The organism is Flexivirga sp. B27, from assembly GCF_052905685.1.
In genome coordinates, this window is record NZ_JBPYUM010000002.1 from 231,077 (window position 1) to 253,609 (window position 22,533).

Here is a 22,533-nt window from a genome sequence, read left to right on the forward strand (position 1 = left end):
GTGATGTCGCGGCGACGATGCCGACCGGGTGAGCCTGCGGGCCCGGGCGGAGGAGGAGCTGCGACCAAAAACTATTGATCTGAACCGAACAGGTCTCGGGTGTATACCTTTTCGGCGACATCCGCCAGATCCTCGGTCCGCCGGTTGGCGACGATCAGGTCGGACTCACGCTTCAGCTCGTCGAGGTCATGGGTCACGCGGGAGCCGAAGAACTCCTCGGCGTCCAGCTCCGGCTCATAGACCAGCACCTCGATGCCCTTGGCCTTGATGCGCTTCATGATGCCCTGCACACTGCTGGCGCGGAAGTTGTCGGACCCGGACTTCATGATCAGCCGGTGGATGCCGACGACCTTCGGCGCACGCTCGACGATGTCGGCGGCGACGAAATCCTTGCGGGTGGTGTTGGCCGACACGATCGCGCTGATCAGCGTCTGCGGGACCTCCTGGTAGTTGGCCAGCAACTGCTTGGTGTCCTTGGGCAGGCAGTAGCCGCCGTAGCCGAACGACGGGTTGTTGTAGTGCTTGCCGATGCGCGGGTCGAGCCCGACACCGTCGATGATCTGCCGGGTGTTGAGCCCGTGCAGTGACGCGAAGGTGTCCAGCTCGTTGAAGTAGGCGACCCGCATCGCCAGGTAGGTGTTGGCGAAGAGCTTGATCGCCTCCGCCTCGGTCGACTCCGTCAGCAGCACCGGGATGTCGGTGTCCTCGGCGGCCTCGACGAGCAGGTCGGCGAAGCGCCGGGCCCGGTCGCTGACCTCGCCCACGACGATGCGTGAGGGGTGCAGATTGTCGTGGAGCGCCTTGCCCTCGCGGAGGAATTCCGGTGAGAACACTACGTTTTCGGTGCCCAGCCGCTTGCGGACGTCGTCGGTGAAGCCGACCGGGATCGTCGACTTGATGATCATCGTCGCGGCCGGGTTGATCGCGGCGACGTCGGAGATGACCGACTCGACCGTGGAAGTGTCGAAGTAGTTGGTCTCCGGGTCGTAGTCGGTCGGCGTGGCGATGATGACGAAGTCGGCGCCGTCATACGCCTGCTGCTTGTCGAGGGTGAAGCTGAGCGAGAGCTGCCGCGTCGCCAGGTGGTCCTCGATCTCCGCGTCGCTGATCGGGCTGCGCTTCTGCTGCAGCAGCGCTATGCGGTCGGCGTCGATGTCGAAGGCGACGACGTCGGCGACGCTGCCGAGCAGCACTGCCATGGACAGACCGACGTACCCGGTCCCGACTACGGTGACCCTGGAGCGTGATGACATGGCGCTCACGCTACCGGCCGGCGGGTGCCGACCGGCCGACAACCCGAGAGGACGACACCAAACGATGAGGTTCGGCTTCTTCATCCCGCGGGGCTGGCGCTACGACCTGGTCGGCATCGACCCCGAGCAGCACTGGCAGGTCATGGGCGATCTGGTCCGGTATGCCGACACGACACCCGCCTGGGAGTCCGTCTGGGTCTACGACCACTTCCACACGACGCCGCGCCCGTCGCACGAGGCGACGCACGAGGCGTGGTCGCTGATGGCCGGTTTCGCCGGCATCACCGATCGGGTCCGGCTCGGCCAGATGTGCACCTGCATGAGCTACCGCGATCCGGCATACCTGGCCAAGGTCGCCGCGACCATCGACCACATCAGTGGCGGTCGCATCGAGATGGGCATCGGCGGCGGGTGGTACGAGCACGAATGGCGCGCCTACGGTTACGGATTCCCTTCTGCCGGCGAGCGATTGGGGCGCCTGCGCGAGGGCGTCGACATCTTCCGTCAGATGTGGAGCACCGGCTCGGCGACGCTGGACGGCAAGCACTACCAGGTCGACGGCGCGCTGTGCTTCCCGCAGCCGCTGCAGACCACCAGTGCCCGCAACCGCATCCCGATCTGGGTCGCGGGTGGCGGCCCGAAGGTCACGCTGAAGATCGCTGCGCAGTATGCCGACTACACGAACTATTTCGGTGACCCGGAGCAGTTTGCCGAGAAGACCGAGATCCTCAAGCAGCACTGCCGGGACGTCGGGCGCGACTTCGACGAGATCACGCTGACCGGCAACACCAACGTCGTCATCGCCGACAATCAGGCGGAGCTGGACGAGAAACTCGCCGAGTGTGCCGCGCGCATGGTCCAGGGCGGTATGTCGGTCTCGGACGCCAACGCACACGTCCAGGGCTCGCTGCGGGACCAGCCGACGGTCGGCACCGTCGAGCAGGTCGCCGAGGCACTGTCCGCGATGCGGGACGTTGGTCTCAGCTATGTGATCGGCTATTTCCCGGACGCGGCATACGATCGCTCGACCGTCGAACGTTTCGAGCGTGAGATCATCCCTGCCCTGGCGGATCGACACCAAGTTACTGACAAGTAGAATCGAGCATCGTGAGCGCTGAAACTGACTTCGACCTGTTCAAGACGTCCGAGGATCACGAAGCACTGCGTGAAGCCGTGCGCGCGGTCGCGGAGGACAAGATTGCCCCGCACGCGGCCGAGGTGGACGCCAAGAGCGAGTTCCCGCGCGCGGCCCTTGAAGCGCTGGTCGCCTCGGACTTCCACGCACCGCACATCGCCGAGGAGTATGACGGTGTCGGCGCCGACGCACTGGCGACCTGCATCGTGATCGAGGAGGTTGCGCGTGTGTGTGCGTCGTCCTCACTGATCCCGGCGGTCAACAAGCTCGGCTCGATGCCGGTCATCCTGGCCGCGAACGACGAGATCAAGAGCAAGTACCTCCCGCCGGTGGCCCGCGGCGAGGCGATGTTCTCCTACGGCCTGTCCGAGCGGGAGGCCGGCTCCGACACCGCGTCGATGCGCTGCAAGGCGACCGCCGACGGCGACGACTTCATCCTCAACGGGCAGAAGTCCTGGATCACCAATGCCGGCGAGTCGGAGTTCTACACCGTGCTCGCGGTGACCGACCCCGACGGTGAGCGCGGCCGCAACGTGAGTGCGTTCGTGGTCGAGAAGTCCGACGAGGGCTTCGACTTCGGTGAGAAGGAGCGCAAGCTCGGCATCAAGGGCTCGCCGACCCGTGAGCTGCACTTCGACAACTGCCGCATCCCGGGTGACCGGATGATCGGCAACCCGGGTGAAGGCCTGAAGATCGCGCTGCGCACGCTCGACCACACCCGCGTCACGATCGGTGCGCAGGCCGTCGGCATCGCCCAGGGTGCGCTCGACTACGCCCTCGGCTACGTCAAGGAGCGCAAGCAGTTCGGCAAGGCGATCGCGGAGTTCCAGGGCCTGCAGTTCATGCTCGCCGACATGGCGATGAAGCTCGAGGCAGCACGGCAGATGGTCTATGTCGCCGCAGCCAAGTCCGAGCGACAGGACCCCGATCTGTCTTTCTTCGGTGCGGCTGCCAAGTGCTACGCCTCCGACGTCGCGATGGAGGTCACCACCGATGCCGTCCAGCTGCTCGGCGGTGCCGGCTACGTCGTCGACCACCCGGTCGAGCGGATGATGCGCGACGCCAAGATCACCCAGATCTACGAGGGCACCAACCAGATCCAGCGCATGGTGATGGCGCGCCAGCTTCTCAAGAAGTAGAAGCCCTCTCACCATTGACGGTCGAAACGGTCGCTGACGCTCCTGCTGCGGGGTCAGCGGCCGTTTCGGCCGTCAGCGGCCGTCATGTGGTGCGCCTCTCGGTCAGCCCGTCGTCGGGGCGGTGACCGGGCGGTCGTTGTTCAGGTCGTCGAAGAGCGTCTTCGCGCGCGGCTTGTCCCACAGGACGACCGACTGACCGCCGATCATCGCGCCCGGGTTGGAGACTGGCACCTGCACCGAGATCCCGCCGTTGCTGATGCCCTTGAGCGCCCAGAGGATCTTCAGCGCCTGGATCGGCGACATACCGTCGTTGACCGCGACGCCCTTGGCGCCCGCCGACCCGACGCTCTTGAGCTTCCACGGCAGCAGCACGTTGCTCGGGCTGGCGATCTTCTTGGTCAGCGCGCCCAGGAACTCCCGTTGGTGCTCGGCGCGAGCCAGGTCGCCGGTCGCGAAGGCGTCACGCGAGCGCACATAGCCGAGCGCGTCCTTGCCGCCCAGGACCTGGCAGCCCTTCTTGAGGTTGATGTGGGCGTTCTTGTCGTTGACGTCCTGCTTGAGGCACATCCGGACGCCGCCGACGGAGTCGACCACGCCGGCGAAACCACCGAAGCCGATCTCCATGTAGTTGTCGATGTGCAGGCCGGACGCCTGCTCGATCGTCTGGGTCAGCAGCTTCGGTCCGCCGATCGCGAACGACGAGTTGATCTTGCCCTCGCCGTGACCGGGTATGGCGACCCACGAGTCGCGCGGGAAACTGACCAGCGTCGGCTTCCCGCTGTCCGGCATGTGCAGCACCATGATCGAGTCGGTGCGCTGGCTGCCTTCGCTGACGCTGCTGCCACCGGTGCCCAGCTCGCGGCCCTGCTCGGCGGACAGGCCCGCGCGCGAGTCGGACCCGACGAGCAGCACGTTGGTGCCCTTGCCCTCCGCGGGGCGGTTGCCGTCGGGGAAGGCGTCGACCTTCTTCACCTGGCCCCACGCCGACAGGCCCGCCCAGATCAGCAGCGCGATCCACAGCGCGATGATCAGCACGATCACCAGCAGCACCTTGGTCCACTTGCGCTTGCGGCGCGGCGGCCGGGGTGGCGGTGCCTGCTGCGGGCCACGTGGTCCGCCGGGACCCGACTGTCGAGGTCCGCGTGGACCGGTCGGTCGCCCCGGACCACCGGGTGCGGCCCCACGGTCCTGCGGGTAGTTGCGCGGACCCGCTGGCATCATCCGGGTGGAGTCACCGCCGTCAGGTGACGGCTGCGCGGCAGTGTGCGGAGCAGTGCTGCGGGGGCCTGGTCGCTGTCCGGTGGCCGCGTCCGGGCGGACCGGGATCTCCTGCGGTTCCTGCGCGGGACGCCGCGGGCGTCGAGGCGCATTGCCACCCTTGCGGGTGTCGATGATCATCGGCTCGTCGTCGTCTGGCACCGCACGAGGGTAACGCGACGATCTGAGGTTCATCGGCAACGTGCCGCGTGGGTCCGCTTCGTATTCATCGGGGGATCGCCGTGTAATCTGCGACCCGTGCCAGCTCCCGAATCGCAATCGACCGACGGCGTTTCGGTGATCATGCCGATCCTCGATGAGGAGCGGCATCTGGCCGAGTCGGTGACCGCCATACTCCGCCAGGACCTGCCGTGCCCGGTCGAGGTCATCCTGGCGCTCGGGCCCTCCTCGGACGGCACCGACGAGGTCGCAGAAGCACTGCACGCCGATGACGACCGGGTCCGGCTCGTCGCCAATCCCACCGGCCGCACCCCCGACGCGCTGAACGCCGCGATCGCGGCGGCGTCATACGACGTCATCGCCCGGGTCGACGGCCACGGCATCCTGTCCGACGGTTACCTCGCCACCGCGCTGCGAGTGCTCGACGAGACCGGTGCCGCCAACGTCGGCGGAATCATGGACGCCGAGGGCACCACCAACTTCGAGCGTGCCGTCGCGGTCGCGATGAAGTCGAAGATCGGCGTCGGCGGCGTGAAGTTCAAGCTCGGTGGCAAACCCGGCCCGGCCGAGACGGTCTATCTCGGCGTGTTCCAGCGGTCCTGGCTGCAGCGGGTCGGCGGGTATGACGCCAGGTTCACCCGTGCCCAGGACTGGGAGATGAATTTCCGGATCCGCGCTGCGGGCGGCGTCGTCTGGTTCACCCCGGAGCTCAACGTGACCTACCGCCCACGCGGTTCATTCCGGACGCTCGCGCGGCAGTACAAGCAGTACGGCCAGTGGCGCCGGGTCGTCGCCCGGCAGCACAAGGGCTCGATCAATGCCCGCTACCTCGCGCCGCCCACCGCGCTCGCCGCGATCGCTGTCGGGGCGGTCGGCGGGTTCGCGTGGCGGCCGCTCTGGCTGATCCCCGCGGGGTATGCCGGAGCCGTCACGGTCGGTGGCGTCGCGATCTCCCGGGGGTCGGCTCCGGCGGTGCGAGCGCTGGTGCCGCCGGTGCTCGCGACGATGCACATGGCCTGGGGATTCGGCTTCCTCACCAGCCGGATCCGCCTCTCCGAGGACGATCACTGACGAATCACCGAACTACCCGCTGGGTTGCCGCTCAGCGGCTGCAGTTAACGGGTATGTTGTCAGGACTTTGCTGAGACTTAAGCAAGTGCGCGTCGGGCCTTCAGTCCGTTGGCGGGGCGCCTTGCCTGGAGAGGTGGCCACCGCATGGCATCGTTTCGACGACGTGTGATCGACAAGATCCCGGACAAACCCCGGAAGCGCTTGATCCGGGCACGGCGGACGATGCGAGATCTGCAGGGGCGGGCCGGCGCGATGACCGGCAAGAACCCCGGACCGATCACCGGTTTGGTCGAGCGGATGACCGACACCCAGATCTCCGGGTGGGTCATGGTCCGGCCGCACGCAGCCGACTGCCCGGTCACGCTGCACCTCGGATCCATCCAGTTGTCCTCCACCTTCCCGACCGCCGACGGTGCGCTGTCCGCGATGCGGGTGACCCGGGAGGACCAGGGGCCGCCCTCGGCCCAGGAGGCCGCCAAGCACCAGCGGGTCGTCGGCGCCGGTGTGGTCGCCGGGCGCGCCGATGGCCGGCGCAATGTCACCGACGGCTACGAGGCCCGGGCGTTCTCCTTCCAGGTCCGCGAGATCTGGCCCTACCTCAATGTCGGCGACCGGCTGACCGTGAAGTATGACGGGCAGCCGTTGCCCATCACGGGGCACGGCGTCTACTTGCGCGCCTCCAAGAACGGCAAGTGGAACCTCAAGACCTTGCAGCAGCGCCTCGACCAGGGATACATCCTCACCCAGACCGGGCGGGTGATGCTGTCCAAGCGCCTCGACGAGGAGTGGCAGGGACGAGTCGCCGGCATCTACTCCAAGGTGCGCGAAGTCGTCGGCGAGATGTTCGGCCACGACGTCTTCATCGTCTACGGGACACTGCTCGGCTCGGTGCGCGAAAACGGTTACATCGGTCACGACGCGGACTTCGACTCCGCGTTCATCTCGCGCTACCGGACCGGCCCGGAGGCGGCCGAGGAGCTGGTGGCCATCGCACTGGCGCTGCTGGAGGCCGGCCTCGAGGTCGACATGCGCCAGCGGGTGCTGCACGTGCACGACCCGAAGGACCGCAAGTTCCGGATCGACCTGTTCCACCTCTACTTCGACCCGCAGGGTCGCCTGCGCTTCCCCTGGGGTGTGGCCGGCACCGGCGACTACACCGAAAACGACTACGCCGGCACCGAACTCGTCGACTTCCCGGGCGGCAAGGTGCTGCGCCCGAAGAACCCCGAGCCGCTGGTCGCCCACATCTATGGCGACGACTGGCGGCTGCCGAAGCCGGGCTTCCACTGGTCGCACGCGCGGGCCGACGTTGCCGACGACGGTGTGCTGACCATCCCGCAGCGCGACCGCGTCTACTGGTCAAATTTCTACGCCAACCACACCAACTCCGAGGGCTCCACCTTCTTCAGCGAGGTCAGCAAGCTGGAGGGGCTGCCCGACGCCGTCATCGACATCGGTTGCGGTGACGGTCGTGACTCGTGCGCCTTCGCGCAGATCGGCCGCACCGTGCTCGGCATCGACCAGTCGGCGGTGGCCGCGGAGACGGCGACCGGTCGTGCCAAGGAGCTCGGCGTCGCCGACCACGCCGCGTTCGAGGTGTGCGACGTGTCCGACTCCGCGTCGTTGGAGAAGGTGCTGCGTGCCTTCCGCGAGCAGCAGGACGGGCCGGTGTTGTTCTACCTGCGGTTCTTCCTGCACTCGATCAAGGCCGAGGTCCAGCAGAGCCTGCTGAGCAACATCCGGTCAGTGGCCCGTGACGGTGACCTCTTCGCCGCGGAGTTCCGCACCGACGAGGACGAGAAGCGCAAGAAGACCTTCGGCAACCACTACCGCCGCTTCCAGAACGCCGCGGAGTTCCGCGGGACCATGGAGGAGAAGTACGCCGTCGAGGTGCTCAGCGATCGGGAGTCCGACGGGCTGTCACCGTATGGCGACGAGGACCCGGTCCTCTACCGGCTGATCGGCCGCTACCACTGACGCAGTAGCGGCCGACCGGCTCGGCTCGTGGGTTCTCCGTGAGTCGGTCGAGCTCAGGCGAGGTCTGCGCCGGTCGCGGCGCGGACCTCGTCCTCGGTGACGTCGGGTGCGGTCTCGACCAGCCGCAGGCCGTCCGGGGTGACGTCGATGACGGCGAGGTCGGTGATGATGCGCTGCACGACCTTCTGTCCGGTGAGCGGCAGGGTGCACTCGGTGACGATCTTGGGGGAGCCGTCCTTGGCGACGTGCTCCATCAGCACGATGACCTTGCGGGCGCCGTGGACCAGGTCCATCGCACCGCCCATGCCCTTGATCATCTTGCCCGGGATCGTCCAGTTGGCGATGTCGCCGGCGACCGACACCTGCATCGCGCCGAGGATGGCTGCGTCGATCTTGCCGCCGCGGATCATCCCGAAGCTGGTGGCGGAGTCGAAGATCGAGGCGCCCTTGCGCAGGGTGACGGTCTCCTTGCCGGCGTTGATCAGGTCGGGGTCGACCTTGTCGGCCTCGGGGTAGGCACCGACGCCGAGCAGGCCGTTCTCGGACTGCAGCACCAGCTCGACATCGTCGGGCACGTAGTTGGGCACCAGGGTGGGCAGTCCGATGCCGAGGTTGACGTAGTCGCCGTCGTGCAGCTCCTTGGCCGCACGGGCTGCCATGTCGTTGCGGGTCAGAGCCATCACTTGCCGCCCTTCGTGGTGGTCTTCTCGATGCGCTTGTCGGTGGCCTGCTCGGGGGTCAGCTCGACCACCCGGTGCACGTAGATGCCGGGCAGGTGGATCTCGTCGGGGTTCAGCTCGCCCGGGTCGACGAGCTCCTCGACCTCGGCGACGGTGATCTTCGCGGACATGGCGCACAGCGGGTTGAAGTTGCGGGCGCTCTGGTTGAAGACGAGATTGCCGTGCCGGTCGCCCTTGGCGGCGCGCACCAGGCCGAAGTCGGCCACGATCGACCGCTCCAGCACGTAGGGCTTGGTCATGTCGCGGAAGTCGAAGTCGCGGGTCTCCTTGGCGGGTGACGCAACGGTCACCGAGCCGTCCGCGGCATACCGCCACGGCATGCCGCCGTCGGCGATCTGGGTGCCGACGCCGGTCGCGGTGTAGAAGGCCGGTATGCCGGCGCCGCCGGCGCGCAGCTTCTCGGCGAGGGTGCCCTGCGGGGTCAGCTCGACCTCCAGCTCGCCCTCCAGGTATTGCCGGGCGAACTCCTTGTTCTCGCCGACGTATGACGCGACGATGCGTCGGATCCGCTTGTCCCGCAACAGGATCCCCAACCCCCAGTCATCGACACCGCAGTTGTTGGAGATCACCTCCAGGTCGGTGGCGTCGGTCTGGTGCAGGGCTTGGATCAGCACGCTCGGAATGCCACACAGCCCGAATCCACCTACGGCGAGGGACGCACCGGAGGGGATGTCGGCCACGGCTTCGGCTGCCGAAGAGACGACTTTGTCCATGTGACGGACATTACAAGACGGTGTTGGAGGGCGAGGTCAAAGGGCGATGTCAGAGGGTGATGTCGATGCCCTCGGAGGCCGTCGTTGCCGTCGTGGTTGCGCTGTCGGCACCACGCACCAGCACGACGGAGCAGCCGTTGCCGATCAGGGCGGCTGTCGCGGCCGGGACGTTCTGCACCGGTATGTCGCGCAGCAGCACCCGGCTGCCGGTCGGGACGTCACCGGGCACGGTCAGCTCGTCATACTCGGTGGGGCCGGCGGGCGGCGGCATAGTGTCGGACATCGCCTGCAGTGGGCTCGCCGCCAGCGCGGCGGGCGGCTCTTCGAGGTCGGCGTCGGGGTTGTGCTCCGGGATGCCCGTCATCGTCACGACCGCGTCGGCGTCGGCGGTGTCGAGGTGGACCGTCAGGCCACGGCTCCACCCCGCGAGCGACCAGTAGATCGTGCGCCAGTGGTTCGGCGGCATCACCAGTGCCAGCTCCTCGCCCGGCGCGAGGCCCATCTCGAGTTCAAGCCAATTGGCAGCTTTGGCAACCCAATTCAGCAACGTCTTGCCCGACAGGTCGATGCGTTCGCCACTGTCGACGGCATACCAGGTGAGGCGGGGGCGGGAGAGGTCACCCGCCAGCAGTGCGGTGCGAAGTTCATCAGAGTTCACCTGACGAGCCTAGACACGTCATCTTCGGGGGATACCTTGCCCGACGTGAAGTGCCGTGTCGTCCTGCAGTCCCGGCTGTCGTCGTCCCGCCTGCCCGGGAAGGCGCTGCTCACCCTGGCCGGGCGGCCGCTGGTGGTGCTCGCCGCACAGCGGGCCGCCAACACCGGGCTGGATGTGATCGTCGCCACCAGCGTCGAGCCGGAGGACGACGCGCTCGCCGGTGCGCTGGAGGACGCCGGTGTCGCCGTGTTCCGCGGTGACCTGCACGACACCTTGCACCGATTCGCCTGTGCCACAGCCGATCTCGACGACGACGACCTCGTGGTGCGGCTGACGGGGGACAACGTCGGCCCGGACGGGACGTATGTCGAGGAGCTCATCGCCCGGATGCGCGAAGCCGGGCAGGACTACCTGCGCGTGACGACGGAGACGATCGAGGGTCTCGGTCTGGAGGTGTTCACCGCGAGGCTGCTGCGCGAGGCGGACCGGTCGGCGGACTCGGCATACGACAGGGAGCACGTGACGCCGTGGATCCGGCGGCATACCGACGATTTCACCTGGGTGCCGCCCGTCGACGGTGCGGCGGGACGCGTCCGCTGCACGGTGGACACGCTCCTCGACTTCAGCATCGCCGCACGCGCCGTCGCGGCTCTGCCCGACCCGCTGACTGCCGGCTGGCGGGAGGTGCTCGACGCGTGGGCGGCCGCCGGCGGCGCGCGACCGCAGCCGCTGCCCGGCACGCAGAGCAATCGGATCGGCCTGGGGCCGTGGGCGATCGGCGGAGACCTCGGCCTGTTGGAGCCGGCCGTGGCTTCGCGAGTCCTGGAGCGAGCGGCGGCCGCGGGAGCGACGCACGTGCGGGTCGCTGATCCGGCGAGTGCCCTGCGGCTCGCCCGCGCACTGGGGCACGGACTGAGCGAGCGTGTCGGTGTCATCGCCGGGCTGCCGCCGACCTCGTCCGGTGACGCGGACGCGGGAGTGTGGGAGATCCTCGCCCGGTTGCGCGTCCCGGCTGTGGACGTGGTGGTCGCCGAAGCTCGGCGGTTGCGTGCCGGTGACCGCGACGCCCTGCTGCGGCACCGTGCAGAGGGTCGGCTGCGCCTGCTGGGCTGCCGGGTCCGCGAGGAGGCCGAGTTGATGCGAGTGCTCGGTGACCCGGAGGTCGACTACCTGGAGATCCCGTGGGGGCTGCTGCGCGAGGAGCCGCTGCCGACCGGTCGCGTGGTGTCGGTGCTGTGTCCCGACCCGATGGCGGCCGTGCAGGCGCTGGACCGCCCGGACGTCACGAGCGTGGTCCTGGCAGCGACGTCGGAGGCCGACGTCGACGCTCAGGAGGCGACGCTGCGCAGCCGGTGATCAGTTGCTCCTGGTCTGCGCGGCCAGCCTGTCGAGCAGAGCATCGGCCACCCGCGCGCGACCGCGCCCATCGACCAGCCGCTGGCCACGCACCGCGAGTTCAGCTGCGTGCGTGGGGTTTTCGATGATCTCGGCCAATGCTGAGGTGGCGACCGCCAGATCGAACGCCGCAAGCTCACCGAGACCGGTCGCGACGCCCTGGTCCAGCAGTGCCCGGTAGCCGAGCCGCTGATTCTCGACGACGCAGACGACCGCTGTCGGGACACCGAGCGCGAGCAGCTCCCACACCGTGGTCCCGGACGCGCTGATCACCAGGTCACTCGACGCCGCCAGCGCGGCCAGGTCCGGCTGCGGAGGTATGACGCGAAGCCGCTGCTGCGAGGACAAGCTCAGCGCAGAGAGACGGTCCCGCGTCGCCGGGTCCGACGACACCACCGTGACGTCGAGGGGAGCACCGGTTGCCAGCAGTGCAGGCACCACGACCGGCGCTGCACCGGCCGGATCCGATCCGCCGAAAACCGCCAGCACGGAACAGATCTCGCCAGCTGTGCTCTTTCCGCTGTCGCCTCCGGTCGGTGCACCCGGACGCCGCCGTCGGTGCAGCACGGAGTCGCGCAACAGGGTGAAGTCGGGCCCGGTGAGACACCGGGAGCCGGTCGGCCCGCCGCGGTGTGGAGTGGCTCCGAGGTTCTGATCGACATACAGGTCGGCGGCCTGGGCGGCGCCGAACGTGCCGTCCACCAGCGCGAGCACCACGTGTCCGGCCGCGCGCAGTCGCGCGCCGAGGTCGGCCGGCAGGTGGTAGCCGTCCAGCACGACACCGGTGAAGCCCTCGGCATCCGCCTGCTGCAGCATGCCCGGCACGTCGGCGGCGGGCGCAAGTCGCCGCAGGCCGCTGTCGGCGAGCAGCGCGGTCAGCCAGTCCAGCCCCTCGACGTCGCCCCACAGCACGACGTCCACGCCGCGTGCGCGCAGCTCTTGGCCGAGCGCGAGGCAGCGCACGACGTGTCCGACGCCGATCGCGCGGGTCGCGTCGCAGCGCAGCGCGATTCGTTCGGGGAATGTTTGCTCAATGGTCATCACGACGAGGGTAAGCGCATTCTTTTCGCTGGGTATCGTGCCCGCTGCAAGCGGTCGCACAGAAGAGTTGATTTGGAGATAATACGTGAGTGATTTGCAGGGTTCTTCGGTCCTGGTCACCGGTGGCACTGGGTCGTTCGGTAAGGCCTTCATCACCCGCCTTTTGGAAGACCAGAAGCCGAGCCGTGTCATTGTCTACTCGCGTGACGAGCTCAAGCAATGGGAAGTTCGCCAGATGTTCAATGACGACCCGCGCTTGCGCTGGTTCATCGGCGACGTCCGCGATCTGCCGCGCCTTCGTCGGGCCATGCACGGCGTCGACCACGTGGTGCACGCCGCTGCGTTGAAGCAGGTCGACACCGGCGAATACAACCCGTTCGAATTCGTCAAGACCAATGTGCTCGGCTCGCAGAACGTCGTCGAGGCTGCGATCGATGCCGGGGTGAAGAAAGTCGTCGCCCTGTCCACCGACAAAGCGTCGAGCCCGATCAACCTCTATGGGTCAACCAAGTTAACGGCGGACAAACTTTTCATCCTCGGCAATCACTATGCCGCGGCATACCCGACGCGATTCTCGGTGGTGCGCTATGGCAATGTGACCGGATCGCGCGGCTCGATCGTGCCGAAGTTCCGCACACTGCACGACGCGGGGGAGTCCCTGCCGATCACCGACATGCGGTGCACCCGCTTCCTGATCACGTTGCCGCAGGCCGTCCAGATGGTGTTGGACACCTTCGACATGATGCAGGGCGGCGAGCTGGTGGTGCCGCACATCCCGTCGCACAAGGTGACCGACCTGGCCCAGGCGATCGCACCCGGCGCCCGGATGCACGACATTGGCCTGCGCCCGGGGGAGAAGCTGCACGAGGAGATGATCAGTCCGGAGGAGGGCCGCCGTGCGGTCATCGTCCAGGGCGGCAAATACTTCGTGCTCGAGCCGGAGCTGGCCAGCTGGGGTTATCGCAAGCTCACCGGCGCGCAGCCGGTGCCGACCGGTTTCCACTGCTCGTCGGACAAGAACGACCTCTGGTATGACGCAGCGGACCTGCGTCAGGTGCTCGACCTGGGCCCGGTCGGCCTGACGTCCGTCGCACGGTAGGTGTCTTTCCAGGTGCTTCCCTACGGTCGGCAATCGATCGACGAGTCGGACATCGACGCCGTGGCAGCGGTCCTGCGCAGCGACTGGTTGACCACCGGTCCTGCCCTGTGGGCCTTCGAGCAGGACATCGCGCGGATCGCGGGCGTTGCGGACCCCGCGGTCGGCGTCACCTCGGGCACGGCTGCGTTGCACACGGCATACGCCGGTCTCGGTGTCGGGCCGGGTGACGAGGTGATCACCACGCCGCTGACGTTCTTCGCGACGGCGACCATGGCGATGTGGCAGGGCGCCAGGGTCGTGTTCGCCGACGTGTGCGAGGACACCGGCAACCTCGACCCGGTCGCGGTGAAGGATGCGATGACGTCGCGGACCGCAGTGGTCGCGGGCGTCGATTTCGCCGGTCACCCGATCGACGCCGCGCCGCTGGCCGACGTCGCGCACTCCGGTGGTGCATTGCTGCTGGAGGACGCCGCACACTCGATCGCCGGGTCCCTGGACGGCATACCGGTCGGCTCATTGGCCGACGTGACGACGTTCAGCTTCTTCCCGACGAAGAACCTCACGACCGCCGAAGGTGGCGCGCTTGTGTCGACGAACGCCGAAATCCTCGAGCGGGCAAGGCATTTCAAGGGCATCGGCTATACGCGGGACGAGGCGAAGCTGCTGTCGGAGCCCGACGGTCCGTGGTACTACGAGGTGCACGGTCTCGGCGTCAACTACCGGCTGCCCGACGTGCTCGCGGCGCTCGGTTCCAACCAGCTGCTTCGCGTCGCGGCCTTCAAGGCGCGCCGGCAGGAGATCCACCAGCGCTACAACGAGGGGCTGGCCGGCATCGACGTGCTGCGTCTGCCGGCGACCCGCGCGGGCGCCGACCCGATGTGGCACCTCTATCCGCTGCGCATCGTGGACGGTCGACGGCGCGAGCTGTTCGATCACCTGCGGGCCAACGGCATCGGTGTGCAGGTCAACTACATCCCGGTGCACCACCAGCAGATATTCGCCGAACTCGGTTGGCGCAGAGGGCAATTCCCGGTCGCCGAGACCTACTCTGCCCAGGAGATCAGCCTGCCGATGTTCCCGGGGCTGGCGGACGCCGACGTCGACCGAGTCATCGACCTCGTGCGGGAATTCGTCGGGGCCTGAGTCCGATGCATCACGCCAACCACTTCTACGGGCACGCGCATGTGCTGGCCCGGTATGCCGGTCTCGCCGAGGTGCCGCGGATCTGGGGCTACCTGCAGCACGGGTGGAACACGCACGACGGTTTCGCGGTCGGCACGCACTTCGCGCCGGGCTTCTCCCGATTCGTCTGGTCGTCCGACGTGGCGCGGCGCGGCTGGGCGCTCGGTCTGCGGCGGTATGTCGTGATCGGCTCACCGTGGGCCTACCTGCTGCGGATGGAGCGTCCCTACGAGCACCCCGTCGAGCGGGAGGGCACGATCGTCTACCCGTTCCACGGGTGGGAGCAGCAGCTGATCGTCGGCAGTCACGACCGTTACGTGCGGCAGTTGCGTGAGGTCGAGGGCGACGTGCCGATCACGATCTGCCTCTACTGGAACGAGTTCCGGGACAAGGCAGTTCGGCGGATCTACGAGCGGGCGGGCTTCCGGGTGATCTCGCACGGCTACCGCGGTCACATGTGGCGCGGCACCGACGTGCACTTCCTGGACAAGCAACTGGCCGAGGTGCGCCGCCACAAGCGGGTTGTCAGCAACCGCCTCGGCAGTGCCCTGTTGTATGGCGCGAGCGTCGGCGCCCAGGTCGGCATCTACGGCGACCCGATGATCCTGGAGAACGAACGCGCCGCGCTGGGCGGCCGCGAGAAGCAACTGCGGTTGTTCCCCGAACTGCACCAGCCGTTCGTCCCCGACGATTACGCGCGGCAGCTGGCCGCCGACCAGCTCGGGCAGGACTGTCTGCTCAGCCAATACGAACTCCGGGAGGCACTCGGCTGGCGTGACGCCGAGCTCGCCGCCGGCGCAGCAGCACCCGTCACGGATGTGACGTCAATGAGTGAAAGTGGTGAGGATGACAGCGAGCAACTTGATCGGATTCCGACGGACGACGCACGTCCCGGAGCTGACTCCGACGAAGGTGAAGGGCTCCGACCCGCGCTTTGACAAGCGGCGGCAGGCACCCAACCCGCAGAAGCTCGGTGCCTCCTTCGACCGCTTCTGCGAGGTGGCCCAGCAGTTCTGGCTGACCAACACGCTGCCGTCGGGCGACGCCACGATCCTGGTCGAGCTGATGACCGAGGACATCCGGGTCGGCATCCGAAGTCTGACCATTGCCAACGCGATTCGACGGGTTACGCCGGCCAGAGTGGTCATCCTGCTTGGCGCCGACTCGGACTGGCTGAGCTTCCAGTGGACCTACTACGACAAGGACGTGCTGACCCGACTCGCCCACGCCTACGGTGCCGACGACATCATCGACATACACGAGATCGTCGACGAGCGGGTGCAGGGCATCCGTCGCGACTTCAAGGTGGGCGACACCGTCATTCCCGGCGACGTGCGATCCGGGATCGACCCCGAGACGCTGGAGCAGGTGGTCGACGCGACGACCGCGCGCGTCGCGCGGGTGCCGCGGGTGACCGAGGACGAGGCGGAGAAGGCCGACGAGGTGCGCCGCCGCAGCATCGAGTTCTCCGACGTCTACGACGGGCTGATGCAGCACCTGAACCCGGCCGCGGTCGTCACCAGTCACATCGACTACAACCACTGGGGTCTGGCGGTCGAATCGGCGATGCGTCTGGAGGTGCCGGTGATCCACGTGCAGACGACCGGCGGACTGAAGGCCTACATGCTCGATCCGGAGCGTCGCACCGAGGGCACCTTCCGTGAGCACCTGACCCGGGAGATCGGGCGGTTCTTCGAGGACAACCTGTGGGCCAACCACGACCTGCTGCGCCGCAGCGCGGAGCTGACCGCCTGGCGGTCCAAGAGCAACCTCGGCCGCCCGTCCTGGTGGCGCGGCGGCGGCGTGGTCAGCTCGCTGGAGCTGACCAACCCGGTCGAGCGACGCGACCTGCGCAAGCACGCGATGCAGCGGCTCGGTTTCGACGAGGAGAAGCCGGTGGTGGTCGTCTTCAACCACGCGGTGTCCGATGCGCTGGGCACCAACCGGGAGATCTTCGACGACCTGGCCGACTGGTTCGAGAAGACTGCCGAGCACGCCGCGCAGGACACCCGGGTCAATTGGCTCTTCCAGGACCACCCGGCGCAGTTCCTGTATGACGTCACCGGCTTCTTCGACACGCTCAAGGAGCGCTATGCGGCCCACCCGCACCTGCAGTTCCGCCGCAGCTTCGACCTGAGCAAGAACATGATCTGGAGCCTGGTCGACCTCGGGCTCACCGTCCGGGGCAGCGTCAGCGCCGAGCTGCCGGTGTACGGCGTGCCGGCGTTGCAGGCCGGCTGGTCCGAGTGGAGCCAGTGCGGTTTCAGCATGGTGGCGCAGGACCGCGACGACTACTGGCGGCTGCTGGACGACTCGATCGAGCAGTTGCTCGCCGGCACCTCGCCGATCACCGCCGAGCAGGTCGAACGCGCCCGGCTGTGGCAGTGGTTCTACCGGGGTGGCGGTGACGTCGCCTCGATGCTCGTGCAGCACTGGGACATGGGGCAGAGCGACAGCCTGGTCCGCGCGCTGACGGTGGCGATGCGGCATGTCGAGAGCGACGGCGAGGCGGCCCTGCAGGCGACCCAACGGATGTGGAGACGGAAGGAGCCGATCCTGACCAGGTTCGATTTCACCGACGGCGCCGAGCGACTGGCGATGCAACTCGGGGTGGTGGAGGCGAAGTGAGCGTGGAGGTGAGCCAAGAAGCGAGCACGCAGGTGAGCATGGATCAGAGCGCCAGGGACGAAACCCTTTGCTTCGAGACCATTTTCGACCACCCGCCGGCCCTGCTGCCGGTGCCGACCGAGCTCACCACCGGGCAGCGGCCGGAGCTGCAGGTCGTCGACCGCTTCACCCGCGGTGTAGCGATTGTCGGTCGCTTCGCGCTCTCCCCGTCGCTGATCGGCGCGAAGGTCGACGTCGACCCGACCCGGCAGTTGCGCGTTCGGGTGCGTATGTCGATCGACAAGACCTCCGAGGACTGGTGGCACAAGCGGCCGCCGGAGCACGTGACCCGCGAGGACACCGCGACCGGGCGACTGATGCTGCTGCGCAGCCAGGGTGAGACCCGCGCGGTCTGCTACCTGGCGCCGGCCGATGACACCCACGGCTCTCCCGCGGTCGGGATGGTGGAGTTCGACCTGCCGCCCGGCGCGGTGACCAAGGAGGGCCTGCTGATCCTCGAGGCGCTCGACGCTGCGGCGCTGCCCGACTGGGCGCAGTCGCGGATCATGCCCTACAGCCAGGTGGGCGTGCGCGTGGACCGGATCGAGCTGTTCGTGCCGGACGGCTCACCGGCACGCGTGACGCCGTTCGTCGGGCGTCGACCCGACGGTTTCGACGCACAACTGGTCACGACCTGGCCCGCAGTCGACGGCTCGGTGGCGCCGGTGCACGTCCGGGTTCGTCGTCAGCACGCGCGTGCGGCCACCCTCACCCGGCGTGCCGTCAACAAGGCGATCCGGGAGTCTCGTCGTCGGCTGTTGGCCGAGGGCCCGACGGTCCCGATGCAGGACGCCGTGCGGCGCTGGCTCGATCAGGGACTGGTGTCCGTCGACGGGGTAGGGCTGGAGAGCGGGCGGCCGCTGCGGGCAGCGCTGGTGTCGCAGGATGGTCCGCGCAATCCGGCGCACGCACATGCTCAGTTGCGCATCGAGGACGGGCCGACCGACGAGCCGGTGCTCTTCCGGATGATCACCGACGCCGACGGCGTCGACGTGCCGACGGACCTCGGCCGGATGCAGCTCATCTGGGACGTGTTGCCTGGTTAGCGGCGCGCCCTGGCGCGGTGGCCCAGCGCGAGGTGGCCGAGGAGCGAGGAACAAATGCGCGAGGTGGCCGAGGAGCGAGGAACGAGCGTCTCGAGGCCCGCCAGAATCGCGACCCCATGTATACGTTTGCTCCGAAATGTGTTCGATAAAACTCTGGCCATTGACGACGAATTTCGGTACCCTGTAGGTAAGCGAAAACGCTTCCAGGGGAGGGGATTCACGACATGAGCATTGGCCAGCCAACGGTGGATCCTGCCGGCGCGGCGGCGCCGGGGCGTGGCCCCGAGGTGCTCGCGATCCTGCAGGCCGCGGCCAACGCCTTGGACGAGGTGCCGGGTGCAGTGCATCAACTCGGCGACGAGCAAGAAGGCGAGTTGATGACCGCGTTGTTGCGGTTGCACGGCCGGTCGGCGCAGGTCACCACCGTGGTGGCCGCGGAGGCGGTCGACCGTGGTGTCCTACTGAAGTCGACTGCTGCCAGCACCGCTCAATGGATCGGCCAGCATGTCGCTGATGGTGTGCCGGTGGAGCCGAAGACGGTCCGGATGATGGCTGCCGTGGCGGACAAGTGCCGGGAGCGGAAGAACACCGTGATCACGCAGGCGTTGCGGGACGGGTCGTGCTCGGTGGAGTCCGCCCGGACGGCGTTGCATCAGGCCGACAAGGTCGCCCCGGTGATCCCGACCGCGGGCCGCGACGAAGTCCTGGGCTGGTTCTTGCAGATCGACCCGTCGTTGGGTGCTGCCGGTCTGACACTGCTGACCCGGCAGATCCTGGCCAGGTTCGCGCCGGAGAAGCTGTCGAAGGATGACGAAAAACTCGAGGGCACGGAGTCACTGTCCTGGTCCACGACCCCGACAGGTATGACGCGTCTGGTCGCGGAGCTCTCCCCGGCGAACGCGGCGATCCTGAAGGAAGCGATCAACGCCAAGTCCGCGCCTCGACCGGCGAAACCCACTGACACCAAAGACAAGTCGGACGCGCCCGGCAAGGCCGCGACGGAGGGAGCTGGCCGAGGCGCGAGGAACGAGCGTCTCGAGGCCGGTGCAGAGCCGGTTCGTGATGAACGTTCCCCGGGCAAGCGCCGAGCCGATGCGCTGATGGAGTTGGTCGGAGCAGGTGCCCGTGCCGCGACCGGTGACGGTGTGCAGGCGAGTGCGGCGACGGTGCTCCTCACGATGGACTTGCAGGCATTGCTCGCTGGCATCGGCGGCGCCACCACGACAGCGGGTGACATGCTCGACGCGGGCGCCGCCCGACGGTTCGCGTGCACCGCGGATCTCATCCCCGCGGTCCTCGGCGGACCGAGCCAACCTTTGGATGTGGGTCGGCGAGAACGCTTGGCCACCAAGGCAATTCGTGCCGCGGTGATCCTTCGGGATGGCGGCTGCACGTTCCCCGGGTGTGACCGGCCACCAGGTTTCTGCGAAGTGCACCACGTGGTGCCGTGGTGGGCCGGCGGCCACACTTCGCTGGCCGACTCCGCGTTGTTGTGCGGCCGGCATCATCAGACAGTGCACCGACGGGGCTACACCGCCGACATACGACCCGACGGCGTGCACTGGGACCTCACGCCGGGGCGCATGCCCGGCCACTCAACCGCAGCTGCGTGAGCTCCGTCGGATAACCATGTCCGGTGTGTATCTGATCCGCTCGGGGCATCAATCAGCTTGCCGCGCTGGGGCATCCGCGTCCGGCTATGGGCGAGGGCTCAGCGCCTTGTGACATCGTTGAGTTGTGAGTTCGCACGCCCAGCGCATCAGCGATCACTCCGTGATTTCGGCGGCGCTGGCCAGGCAGTCCGATCTTCAACTCAGGGAGTTGGTCAGTCGTTGCGAGCGTGGACGAGTTGGTATTGGCGGGTTGACCCACACGATCGAGGTCAGTGGGAAGCCCGTCTTCGTGAAGCTTGTCGCTGTCACCGATGTCGAACGTGCAGCCGGTCCCGAGTGCACCGGGAATCTCTTCGTGTTGCCGACCTGGTACCAGTACGGCGTCGGGGAAGGCTCCACCGGGTTCAACGTGTGGCGTGAAGTGACTGCTCAGCAATCCTCCAGCGCTTGGGTGCGCAACGGGGACAGCGACAACTTTCCGCTCCTCTACCACTGGCGCGAACTCCCGCGACGGAACCTTGGTGAGTCGGCAATCGATCCCGACAGTATCGAACGCGCTGTCCGATTCTGGGGAAATCTCAAGCAGTCGAGACACGGTTACGGGCGCTTGCCGCGTCACGTACTGTGGTCGCGCTGTTTCTGGAGCATGCTCCGTTCGCGCCTCGCTCTTGGTTGATCAGCCAGCTCAACGCGGACCGTGCGAGCGCAGAGTCGGCAGTGGCCATGGTCGAGCAACAGTTGTTTCGTGCGGTTGCAGACATGTGTGCACATGGCATGTCGCACTTCGACGCACATTTCGACAACGTCCTGACTGACGGTGACCGGATCTACCTGTCGGACTTCGGCCTCGCGACCTCACGCCACTTCCAACTGGACGCCACTGAACGAGACTTCGTCACGCTCACTTCCGATCACGATCTGGCGTACTGCGCGGCAACCATGGTGAACACTATTGCCAGCAACCACTTTCGCTTCACACGCGCCGATGAGCGCAACGCCTACCTGAGGCGCTGCAGTGACAGTGGGGTAGCCCCAGGCCTCACCGGCGCGATCGCTGAGACGGTGGTGCGTTACGCGAGTGTCGCGACCGTCGTGAATGACTTCTACTGGATGTTGCACGACGGCGAGGTGACCGCCGAGTATCCGGCACACACGATTGCGGCGGCAATCGACCGGGCCAACATTCGCTGACAAGTCCGGCAAACCACTCGCCCGGTAGGCGATCGTTCACCGGGAGGGCCCGAGCTGTCGGTGGCTTCTGTTCCAATGAACTCATGGAAGACGCTGCCGTCGCCGACGTCGTGTTGGGCGCGTTAGTCGATGCCGGTGGGGTTCTCCTGGTGCTCCGTAGTCCTGACAAAAGTGCCAACCCCAACGTGTGGGATCTGCCCGGTGGCTGCGTTGAGGAGGGCGAGTCAGAACTCGGCGCACTGGCGCGGGAACTGCACGAGGAGCTCGGCATACACATCGAGAGGGACACCGGGTCCCACCTCTACCGGCTGACCGCAGGGCCAGCTGAGGAGCCCGTGGTTGTCAGTGCCTGGATGGTCCGCGATTGGCAGGGAACCGTGCTGAACAAGGCGCCGGAGGAACACGTAGACATCGGCTGGTTCGGCTTAGATGCCCTGCCGTCCCCGGCCCACCCCATCATGCGCACTGCGCTGGTAAGTGCGCTTCGGGATGTCGGCGGCTGACGGTTGACTATGCGTCATCAATGACGATCACCGCACGGCGAACACCCTTGTGCCAGTCGACGTTTTACTCGCAAGAGTCTTTACTGCCGTCCACCGGCTGTCCCGGAAGGTGCGTCATTCGAGCGGAACATCGCCGTGTCGACTGCGACCCCCGATATCGATCGGTTCCGGCGGGTAGCCAGTGGCTTGGAGAGTCGCGAAGTGATCACCGAGGTCCGGTGGATAGACCGATTCCTGTGTCTTCTGCAGTTCGGTCGAAGTCCACCAACGAAAGCCGACAACGCTCTCCTTCTCGTACTCGGTGAGCTCTGCCGGCACGGGATCGAAGTGGTCGATCGGGTCCCGAAGCGCAGCTACCTGCCGGCATTGTCGTCGTTGTGCCGGTCGGCAATCACTCGGCGTGCTCGCTGTCGGTATGCGCGCCGGGTGGAGTCGCTCATGTCGCCCCATGACTTGAAGAAGTTCGAACGCTTCTCTGGCGGGAGCAGCTCTAACCCCCAGGCATCGACTCCCTTGGTCTCCAGTGCGAAGAGGCGCCGGGCGAGGTCCTCGACGTCCTGCTCCGCTTCATGGTCCTTGCCGTCCGCACCCATGCAGTCGACTTTGAGCTCCAGAGGTGCAGCCGTCAACCACCTGTTTCGATTGACGTTCCACACGTGGTGAACACCCACGT

The 22,533-nt window shown here is 67.2% G+C and carries 21 protein-coding genes; 14 read left to right on the top strand and 7 right to left on the bottom strand.

The window, feature by feature from the left end:
- Nucleotides 1-71: 71 nt before the first annotated feature.
- Nucleotides 72-1,253, bottom strand: a complete 1,182-nt coding sequence (locus tag ACSZL9_RS09935; protein ID WP_446665331.1) for a nucleotide sugar dehydrogenase — start codon at nt 1,251-1,253, stop codon at nt 72-74.
- 64 nt (nt 1,254-1,317) lie between these two features.
- Here ACSZL9_RS09935 and ACSZL9_RS09940 point away from each other — a divergent pair, with 64 nt between their 5' ends.
- Together ACSZL9_RS09940 and ACSZL9_RS09945 are read left to right on the top strand one after the other, a co-directional pair.
- On the top strand, nt 1,318-2,349 hold the full coding sequence (locus ACSZL9_RS09940) for an LLM class F420-dependent oxidoreductase (RefSeq protein WP_446665332.1): 1,032 nt from the start codon (nt 1,318-1,320) through the stop codon (nt 2,347-2,349).
- Nucleotides 2,350-2,360: 11 nt separating this feature from the next.
- Nucleotides 2,361-3,527 carry an acyl-CoA dehydrogenase family protein gene (locus tag ACSZL9_RS09945; RefSeq protein ID WP_446665333.1) on the top strand — a complete coding sequence of 389 codons (1,167 nt, stop codon included), beginning with the start codon at nt 2,361-2,363 and terminating at the stop codon, nt 3,525-3,527.
- Between the two features lie 102 nt (nt 3,528-3,629).
- Here the strand turns inward: ACSZL9_RS09945 and ACSZL9_RS09950 are convergent, their stop codons facing one another.
- Complete coding sequence (locus ACSZL9_RS09950; RefSeq protein ID WP_446665334.1) at nt 3,630-4,946, bottom strand: LCP family protein; 1,317 nt, start codon at nt 4,944-4,946, stop codon at nt 3,630-3,632.
- 96 nt (nt 4,947-5,042) lie between these two features.
- Here ACSZL9_RS09950 and ACSZL9_RS09955 point away from each other — a divergent pair, with 96 nt between their 5' ends.
- Both ACSZL9_RS09955 and ACSZL9_RS09960 read left to right on the top strand, forming a co-directional pair.
- Nucleotides 5,043-6,035, top strand: coding sequence for a glycosyltransferase family 2 protein (locus ACSZL9_RS09955; protein ID WP_446665335.1), 993 nt, complete (start codon nt 5,043-5,045; stop codon nt 6,033-6,035).
- Between the two features lie 144 nt (nt 6,036-6,179).
- A complete protein-coding gene (locus tag ACSZL9_RS09960; RefSeq protein ID WP_446665336.1) occupies nt 6,180-8,012 on the top strand; it encodes a class I SAM-dependent methyltransferase in 1,833 nt (610 codons plus the stop codon).
- Between the two features lie 53 nt (nt 8,013-8,065).
- Here the strand turns inward: ACSZL9_RS09960 and ACSZL9_RS09965 are convergent, their stop codons facing one another.
- The 3 genes from ACSZL9_RS09965 to ACSZL9_RS09975 are packed head-to-tail and all read right to left on the bottom strand — an operon-like array spanning nt 8,066 to nt 10,123.
- Nucleotides 8,066-8,692 carry a CoA transferase subunit B gene (locus tag ACSZL9_RS09965; RefSeq protein WP_446665337.1) on the bottom strand — a complete coding sequence of 209 codons (627 nt, stop codon included), beginning with the start codon at nt 8,690-8,692 and terminating at the stop codon, nt 8,066-8,068.
- Nucleotides 8,692-9,465: a CoA transferase subunit A gene (locus tag ACSZL9_RS09970; RefSeq protein WP_446665338.1), complete on the bottom strand. Its 774-nt coding sequence runs from the start codon at nt 9,463-9,465 to the stop codon at nt 8,692-8,694. The genes ACSZL9_RS09965 and ACSZL9_RS09970 overlap by 1 nt, the downstream gene beginning before the upstream one ends.
- Nucleotides 9,466-9,514: 49 nt before the next feature.
- The gene (locus tag ACSZL9_RS09975; RefSeq protein WP_446665339.1) at nt 9,515-10,123 is read right to left on the bottom strand and encodes a TIGR03089 family protein; all 609 of its coding nucleotides are present in this window, start codon (nt 10,121-10,123) and stop codon (nt 9,515-9,517) included.
- 45 nt (nt 10,124-10,168) lie between these two features.
- Here ACSZL9_RS09975 and ACSZL9_RS09980 point away from each other — a divergent pair, with 45 nt between their 5' ends.
- Entirely contained in the window at nt 10,169-11,479 is a 1,311-nt protein-coding gene (locus tag ACSZL9_RS09980) for a cytidylyltransferase domain-containing protein (protein ID WP_446665340.1), read from the top strand.
- On the opposite strand, the gene ACSZL9_RS09985 is transcribed toward ACSZL9_RS09980, so the two are convergent.
- Entirely contained in the window at nt 11,480-12,559 is a 1,080-nt protein-coding gene (locus tag ACSZL9_RS09985) for a PseG/SpsG family protein (RefSeq protein ID WP_446665341.1), read from the bottom strand.
- Nucleotides 12,560-12,644: 85 nt separating this feature from the next.
- Here ACSZL9_RS09985 and pseB point away from each other — a divergent pair, with 85 nt between their 5' ends.
- The 9 genes from pseB to ACSZL9_RS10030 all read left to right on the top strand — a co-directional run bounded on the left by pseB (nt 12,645) and on the right by ACSZL9_RS10030 (nt 21,860).
- Nucleotides 12,645-13,658 (top strand): UDP-N-acetylglucosamine 4,6-dehydratase (inverting), encoded by a 1,014-nt coding sequence (gene pseB, locus ACSZL9_RS09990; RefSeq protein ID WP_446665342.1) that lies wholly within the window; start codon nt 12,645-12,647, stop codon nt 13,656-13,658.
- A 12-nt stretch (nt 13,659-13,670) separates the two neighbouring features.
- On the top strand, nt 13,671-14,801 hold the full coding sequence (locus tag ACSZL9_RS09995) for a DegT/DnrJ/EryC1/StrS family aminotransferase (RefSeq protein ID WP_446665343.1): 1,131 nt from the start codon (nt 13,671-13,673) through the stop codon (nt 14,799-14,801).
- Between the two features lie 5 nt (nt 14,802-14,806).
- The gene (locus tag ACSZL9_RS10000) at nt 14,807-15,778 is read left to right on the top strand and encodes a hypothetical protein (RefSeq protein ID WP_446665344.1); all 972 of its coding nucleotides are present in this window, start codon (nt 14,807-14,809) and stop codon (nt 15,776-15,778) included.
- Nucleotides 15,687-17,468 (top strand): hypothetical protein, encoded by a 1,782-nt coding sequence (locus ACSZL9_RS10005; protein ID WP_446665345.1) that lies wholly within the window; start codon nt 15,687-15,689, stop codon nt 17,466-17,468. Before ACSZL9_RS10000 ends, ACSZL9_RS10005 begins: the two co-directional genes overlap by 92 nt.
- 8 nt (nt 17,469-17,476) lie before the next feature.
- Nucleotides 17,477-18,553 (top strand): hypothetical protein, encoded by a 1,077-nt coding sequence (locus tag ACSZL9_RS10010; protein WP_446665346.1) that lies wholly within the window; start codon nt 17,477-17,479, stop codon nt 18,551-18,553.
- A 224-nt stretch (nt 18,554-18,777) separates the two neighbouring features.
- Nucleotides 18,778-20,166, top strand: coding sequence for a DUF222 domain-containing protein (locus ACSZL9_RS10015; RefSeq protein WP_446665347.1), 1,389 nt, complete (start codon nt 18,778-18,780; stop codon nt 20,164-20,166).
- 124 nt (nt 20,167-20,290) lie between these two features.
- Nucleotides 20,291-20,842, top strand: a complete 552-nt coding sequence (locus tag ACSZL9_RS10020) for a hypothetical protein (protein WP_446665348.1) — start codon at nt 20,291-20,293, stop codon at nt 20,840-20,842.
- Nucleotides 20,843-20,889: 47 nt separating this feature from the next.
- The gene (locus tag ACSZL9_RS10025) at nt 20,890-21,357 is read left to right on the top strand and encodes a hypothetical protein (protein WP_446665349.1); all 468 of its coding nucleotides are present in this window, start codon (nt 20,890-20,892) and stop codon (nt 21,355-21,357) included.
- An 83-nt stretch (nt 21,358-21,440) separates the two neighbouring features.
- Nucleotides 21,441-21,860 (top strand): NUDIX domain-containing protein, encoded by a 420-nt coding sequence (locus ACSZL9_RS10030; protein ID WP_446665350.1) that lies wholly within the window; start codon nt 21,441-21,443, stop codon nt 21,858-21,860.
- Between the two features lie 353 nt (nt 21,861-22,213).
- Here ACSZL9_RS10030 and ACSZL9_RS10035 read toward each other — a convergent pair whose 3' ends face one another.
- Nucleotides 22,214-22,453, bottom strand: coding sequence for a hypothetical protein (locus tag ACSZL9_RS10035; RefSeq protein WP_446665351.1), 240 nt, complete (start codon nt 22,451-22,453; stop codon nt 22,214-22,216).
- Nucleotides 22,454-22,533: the final 80 nt, after the last annotated feature.

Bases quoted from the DNA above. Each gene is read 5' to 3' on its own strand.
- ACSZL9_RS10000 (WP_446665344.1), top strand. From the start codon at position 14,807: ATGCATCACGCCAACCACTTCTACGGGCACGCGCATGTGCTGGCCCGG.
- ACSZL9_RS09965 (WP_446665337.1), bottom strand. From the start codon at position 8,692: ATGGCTCTGACCCGCAACGACATGGCAGCCCGTGCGGCCAAGGAGCTG.
- ACSZL9_RS10030 (WP_446665350.1), top strand. From the start codon at position 21,441: ATGGAAGACGCTGCCGTCGCCGACGTCGTGTTGGGCGCGTTAGTCGAT.
- ACSZL9_RS09935 (WP_446665331.1), bottom strand. From the start codon at position 1,253: ATGTCATCACGCTCCAGGGTCACCGTAGTCGGGACCGGGTACGTCGGT.
- ACSZL9_RS10035 (WP_446665351.1), bottom strand. From the start codon at position 22,453: ATGGGTGCGGACGGCAAGGACCATGAAGCGGAGCAGGACGTCGAGGAC.
- ACSZL9_RS09970 (WP_446665338.1), bottom strand. From the start codon at position 9,465: ATGGACAAAGTCGTCTCTTCGGCAGCCGAAGCCGTGGCCGACATCCCC.
- ACSZL9_RS10025 (WP_446665349.1), top strand. From the start codon at position 20,890: ATGGTCGAGCAACAGTTGTTTCGTGCGGTTGCAGACATGTGTGCACAT.
- ACSZL9_RS10015 (WP_446665347.1), top strand. From the start codon at position 18,778: ATGAGCATTGGCCAGCCAACGGTGGATCCTGCCGGCGCGGCGGCGCCG.
- ACSZL9_RS09985 (WP_446665341.1), bottom strand. From the start codon at position 12,559: ATGACCATTGAGCAAACATTCCCCGAACGAATCGCGCTGCGCTGCGAC.
- ACSZL9_RS10005 (WP_446665345.1), top strand. From the start codon at position 15,687: ATGACAGCGAGCAACTTGATCGGATTCCGACGGACGACGCACGTCCCG.
- ACSZL9_RS09940 (WP_446665332.1), top strand. From the start codon at position 1,318: ATGAGGTTCGGCTTCTTCATCCCGCGGGGCTGGCGCTACGACCTGGTC.
- ACSZL9_RS09960 (WP_446665336.1), top strand. From the start codon at position 6,180: ATGGCATCGTTTCGACGACGTGTGATCGACAAGATCCCGGACAAACCC.